This window comes from Pseudomonas sp. AGC41, from assembly GCF_057334555.1.
Map to the genome: position 1 here is coordinate 28,979 of NZ_JBHFJB010000004.1, position 4,238 is coordinate 33,216.

General features: G+C 58.6%; 5 protein-coding genes. 1 reads left to right on the forward strand and 4 read right to left on the reverse strand.

All coding sequences use genetic code 11. The annotated features are described in order from the left end of the window. Positions 1–28: 28 nt before the first annotated feature. The 3 genes from htpG to ACE04F_RS00560 form a co-directional block, all read right to left on the reverse strand. The gene (gene htpG / locus ACE04F_RS00550) at positions 29–1,933 is read right to left on the reverse strand and encodes a molecular chaperone HtpG (protein ID WP_486104025.1); all 1,905 of its coding nucleotides are present in this window, start codon (positions 1,931–1,933) and stop codon (positions 29–31) included. A gap of 87 nt (positions 1,934–2,020) precedes the next feature. After that, a complete protein-coding gene (locus ACE04F_RS00555; RefSeq protein WP_486104027.1) occupies positions 2,021–2,482 on the reverse strand; it encodes a PaaI family thioesterase in 462 nt (153 codons plus the stop codon). Continuing rightward, positions 2,479–2,955: a PaaI family thioesterase gene (locus tag ACE04F_RS00560; protein WP_486104029.1), complete on the reverse strand. Its 477-nt coding sequence runs from the start codon at positions 2,953–2,955 to the stop codon at positions 2,479–2,481. Before ACE04F_RS00560 ends, ACE04F_RS00555 begins: the two co-directional genes overlap by 4 nt. A 159-nt stretch (positions 2,956–3,114) precedes the next feature. Here ACE04F_RS00560 and ACE04F_RS00565 point away from each other — a divergent pair, with 159 nt between their 5' ends. Continuing rightward, positions 3,115–3,366, forward strand: coding sequence for a hypothetical protein (locus ACE04F_RS00565; RefSeq protein ID WP_030138335.1), 252 nt, complete (start codon positions 3,115–3,117; stop codon positions 3,364–3,366). 74 nt (positions 3,367–3,440) lie between these two features. Here ACE04F_RS00565 and ACE04F_RS00570 read toward each other — a convergent pair whose 3' ends face one another. Continuing rightward, positions 3,441–4,178, reverse strand: a complete 738-nt coding sequence (locus ACE04F_RS00570) for a DUF599 domain-containing protein (RefSeq protein ID WP_434603187.1) — start codon at positions 4,176–4,178, stop codon at positions 3,441–3,443. Positions 4,179–4,238 lie beyond the last annotated feature (60 nt).

Consider the following 4,238-nt stretch of genomic DNA (forward strand, 5'->3'; position numbering starts at 1 on the left):
CTCCCACAGGGGACTTTCTTACGTCAGATCAAGCTGACAGCTCAACCAGCAGCTTGTTCAAACGCCGGACATAGGCCGCCGGGTCCTTCAGGCTGTCGCCGGCCGCCAGGGCCGCCTGGTCGAACAGGATGTGCGACAGGTCGCCGAAACGCTCTTCGCTCTGCTCGTTGTCGAGTTTTTCCACCAGCGGGTGAGCCGGGTTGAATTCGAAGATCGGCTTGGAATCCGGTACCTTCTGGCCGCTGGCCTCAAGGATCTGGCGCATCTGCAGGCCGAGGTCCTGCTCGCCGATGGCGAGGATGGCCGGGGAATCGGTCAGGCGGTGCGAGACACGCACTTCGCTGACGGCATCGCCCAACGCAGTCTTGATCCGCTCGACCAGGCCTTCCTTGCTCTTGGCGACTTCTTCGGCGGCTTTCTTGTCTTCTTCCGAATCCAGGTTGCCAAGGTCGAGATCGCCACGGGCGACATCGACGAAGCTCTTGCCGTCGAACTCGTTGAGGTAGCTCATCAGCCACTCGTCGATGCGGTCGGTCAGCAGCAGCACTTCGATGCCTTTCTTGCGGAAGACTTCCAGGTGCGGGCTGTTCTTGACCTGCGCATAGGTTTCGCCGGTCAGGTAGTAGATCTTGTCCTGGCCTTCCTTCGCGCGGGCCAGGTATTCGGCCAGGCTGACGCTCTGCTCGCCGTCGTCACTCTGGGTCGAGGCGAAACGCAACAGGCCGGCGATCTTCTCTTTGTTAGCGAAATCTTCGGCCGGGCCTTCTTTCATCACCTGGCCGAAGTTCTTCCAGAAGCTCTTGTATTGCTCAGGCTCGCTCTTCGCCAGCTTTTCCAGCATGTCGAGGACGCGCTTGGTCAGCGCCGACTTCATGGAGTCGATGATCGGATCTTTCTGCAGGATTTCCCGCGAAACGTTCAGCGACAGGTCGTTGGAGTCCACCACGCCCTTGATGAAGCGCAGGTACAGCGGCAGGAACGATTCGGCCTGGTCCATCACGAACACGCGCTGCACGTACAACTTCAGCCCGCGTGGTGCTTCGCGCTGGTACAGGTCGAACGGCGCACGGGCCGGCACGTACAGCAGCGAGCTGTATTCCAGCTTGCCTTCGACCTTGTTATGGCTCCAGCTCAGCGGGTTCTCGTAGTCGTGGGCGATGTGCTTGTAGAACTCCTGGTATTCCTCGTCCTTGATCTCGGTACGAGGGCGGGTCCACAGGGCACTGGCGCGGTTGACGGTTTCCCATTCCACTTCAGGTTTTTCTTCGCCTTCGGCAGCGGTGACTTCCTTCGGCAACTCGATCGGCAGTGCGATGTGGTCGGAGTATTTCTTGATGATGTTGCGCAGGCGCCAGCCATCGGCGAACTCTTCTTCACCGGACTTCAGGTGCAAGACGATGCGGGTGCCGCGCTCAGCCTTGTCGATGGTCGCGACTTCGAATTCACCCTCGCCCTTGGACGACCAGTGCACGCCTTCGCTCGCAGCGAGGCCGGCACGGCGGCTGAACACTTCGACCTGGTCGGCAACGATGAACGCGGAATAGAAGCCGACGCCGAACTGACCGATCAGGTGCGAATCCTTCTTCTGGTCGCCCGACAGGTTCTTCATGAAATCGGCGGTGCCGGACTTGGCGATGGTGCCCAGGTGCGTGATCACCTCGTCGCGGCTCATGCCGATGCCGTTGTCTTCGAGAGTGACGGTTTTCGCGTCCTTGTCGAAGCTCACACGGATTTTCAGTTCCGCGCCGCCTTCCAGCAGTTCTGGCTTGGACAGCGCTTCGAAACGTAATTTGTCGACTGCGTCAGAGGCGTTCGAGATCAGCTCGCGAAGAAAAATTTCCTTATTCGAGTACAGCGAGTGAATCATCAGGTGCAGCAGTTGCTTCACCTCGGTCTGGAAGCCCAGGGTTTCCTTTTGAGTTTCCACGCTCATGGTCATCAAACTCCAAGTGGATGGTGGTGTCCGCCTCGCTGAGATTGGCGGCGGGATGTCCACAAGGTGGGGGCACCGGTGATGATTTCAAGGGGCGGTCGGCCTGGAGGGTGCAGGGATCTTGAAATGGGCCCGGGCCGTGGCAATCGGTTCGGCTTCGGATTCCTGCCAGGCGGTGATCGCCACATTGGCCACGCGCCGGCCCTGGCGCCAGACCTGACAGCGGGCATAGGTGTCACGAAACTGCCCGGCGCGCAGGTAGTCCAGGGAAAAATCGATGATCTTCGGCACCCCGGTCGCACGGGTCGCAATCAGCAGATGAACGGCGGCCGACAGCTCCATGAAACCGGCAATCACCCCGCCATGGATCGCCGGCAGTAAAGGGTTACCAATGTTGTCCTTGTTGGCCGGCAGGCAAAACAGCAACTCGTCGCCCTGACGAGAACATTCGACGCCGATGAGGCGCGCATAGGGAATCGAGGCCAGCAGCAGCGCGTAGTCGCCATGCTCGCAGGCCTGGCGCAGGTGTTGCGCGGTGATATCGCTCATGGCTTTTGCGCTGCAGCCGTCAGGCCACCCTTTCTCATTCCCCGAGCGCTATCGCCCAGGCGCATGAAAGTGCCCACCACATGGGCGATGGGTTGCGCGGGATCATCCTGGTAGGCATAACCCCGGCTGAAAATCACGTCCGGCGTGACCCTATAGCACTGTGCAAAACCATAGATGGCTTTATCGGGCATGGCCGCGTGCATGTAATCGATGCGCAGATCCAGGGTTGGGCAGACCTCGAATTGCGGCAGCACGCACAAGGTCGACATGCCACAAGCGGTATCCATCAGTGTGGTCAGAGCTCCGCCATGGACGATGCCTGTCAGCGGATTACCAACGATAGATGGGCTGTAGGGCAATATCACGGTCAAACCTTCGGAATTGGCGCTGTGCAATGTCAGACCCAGCACCTGACAATGCCTTAGCGCGGATAAGAAGCGTGTCGCACGCTCAAAAACGGAATCCTCAGCCATTTGTGTTAATGCCCCTTATGTATGAAGAAGCCCAACAACCACCGTGGGCCATAAAGTTCCGCTGCGCTGCAAAGTTATATATCTAGCGCAAAAGAGGAACTTAACCCGAGGAGGCGCGCTCAAAAGGCCAGTAGTTATATCCATAAGGAGAAACACCCCATGCGTAAGACTTTTGCTATTGCCTTGATGTTGGCCGCCTCCCTCGGTCTCGCTGCCTGCGATAAAAAATCCGAGGACAAGGCTCAAGATGCCAACCAACACGCTGAACAAGCTCAGCAAGACATGAACAAAGCACAGGATAAAGTGAACGACGCGGCGAAAGAAAACGCCGAAGCTGCCAAAGCTCAGTCTGAATCGAACAGTGCCGCCCAGCAGGAACAAGCCCCTGCTACCGCGCCTAAAACCAACTGATACGGTTTCAGTGGTAAAAGAAAACCCGCCTGGTGCGGGTTTTCTTTTGCCTGCAATTCGCCAAGCTCCCCTCGTCAAGCCGCTTCCTTGCCGGTTTCGGGCACCGGCGCTTCGGTAGGCGTATAGACCATCACGTCCAGCACATCCGAATGAAACTCGCGTTGATACAACACAAACACCACGCCGGCGCTCATCAGCATGAACAGCCAGGGGCTGACGAACCACGCCAGCATGGTCATGCCGAAATAATAGGCACGCAAGCCGAAGTTGAACTGGTTGGCCGCCATCGAAATGACCCGCGCCGCCCTCGAAGCAAAGGCCTTGCGCTCCAGCTCGGAGACATGCCTCTCGCCGATCATTGGCGCCGAACCTACCAGGACCGCGGCGAAGTTGTATTGACGCATACACCAGCTGAACGTGAAGAACGCGTATACGAACACCAGCGCAAGACACAGCAGCTTCACTTCCGCCATGCCTTGTGAGGCCTGTTGTACCAATGGCAGGTCCGCAAGCAGCGATACCGCGCGGTCAGACGCCCCGAGCACGGTCAGGATACCTGCCAGGATGATCAACGTGCTGGAGGCGAAGAACGACGCGTTGCGCTCCAGGTTGCCGATCACGCTGGCATCGGCAATGCGGTTGTCGCGCAGCAGCATGCGACGCATCCAGTCTTCGCGGTACAGGTGCATCACGCTGGCCAGGCACGCCGTGTCGCGGGCCTTCCAGGAGGCGTAACGGGTATAGCCGGCCCAGCAGATGATGAACCAGACGGCGGCGAGCAGATGGATCAGGTTGGCTTGGATGAATGACATGCAGTTCCCTGTGATGAAACAAAACCTGCGGCAATAATATCAGCGAACCCTGTGGGAGCG

Bases quoted from the DNA above. Each gene is read 5' to 3' on its own strand.
- htpG (WP_486104025.1), bottom strand. From the start codon at position 1,933: ATGAGCGTGGAAACTCAAAAGGAAACCCTGGGCTTCCAGACCGAGGTG.
- ACE04F_RS00565 (WP_030138335.1), top strand. From the start codon at position 3,115: ATGCGTAAGACTTTTGCTATTGCCTTGATGTTGGCCGCCTCCCTCGGT.
- ACE04F_RS00570 (WP_434603187.1), bottom strand. From the start codon at position 4,178: ATGTCATTCATCCAAGCCAACCTGATCCATCTGCTCGCCGCCGTCTGG.
- ACE04F_RS00555 (WP_486104027.1), bottom strand. From the start codon at position 2,482: ATGAGCGATATCACCGCGCAACACCTGCGCCAGGCCTGCGAGCATGGC.
- ACE04F_RS00560 (WP_486104029.1), bottom strand. From the start codon at position 2,955: ATGGCTGAGGATTCCGTTTTTGAGCGTGCGACACGCTTCTTATCCGCG.